This is a genomic window from Vibrio sp. 1727 (genome assembly GCF_033344415.1).
In the GTDB taxonomy this organism is placed as follows: domain Bacteria; phylum Pseudomonadota; class Gammaproteobacteria; order Enterobacterales; family Vibrionaceae; genus Vibrio; species Vibrio alginolyticus.
Map to the genome: position 1 here is coordinate 1 of NZ_JAWPOT010000445.1, position 600 is coordinate 600.

Genomic DNA, 600 nt, shown 5'->3' on the forward strand with positions numbered 1-600 from the left:
GAACTTAATCACACTTTTCGGTAGCATTCGCCAACTCAAGTTTTCGACACCATTCTACTGCTGCTCTTTTATTACTACGGTTTACACTAAGTACCTTGAATGTATTTTCATCACTTAGTGGTTAATGCAAATACGAATATGTGTCGGGATAAACTCATCTCAACGAGAACTTAAAGACAAACATGTTCGAATTCCCGCAATTTTCTAAGCACTCTATTAAAAATGACGTGCTATCAGGTTTGACGGTTGCCCTAGCACTTGTCCCTGAAGCCGTAGCATTTGCATTCGTTGCTGGTGTAGACCCAATGGTTGGTCTGTACGCAGCATTCATCGTTGGCCTTATCACCTCAATCTTTGGTGGTCGCCCAGGCATGATCTCTGGTGCTACAGGCGCAATGGCTGTAGTAATGGTCTCTCTTGTTGCAAGCCACGGTGTTCAGTACTTATTTGCTGCCATTATGTTGGCCGGTATTCTGCAAATTGCTGCCGGTTTATTTAAATTGGGCAAATTCATTCGAATCGTTCCACACCCTGTAATGATTGGTTTTGTTAATGGCCTAGCGATTGTTATCTTCCTCGCGCAATTGGGACAATTCAAGG

1 protein-coding gene is annotated in these 600 nt (G+C 43.2%); it reads left to right on the forward strand.

What is annotated here, in order from left to right:
- Window positions 1–182: 182 nt before the first annotated feature.
- Window positions 183–600: SulP family inorganic anion transporter (locus tag R8O10_RS26255; protein ID WP_318192101.1), on the forward strand; the 418-nt coding region annotated here is incomplete at its 3' end.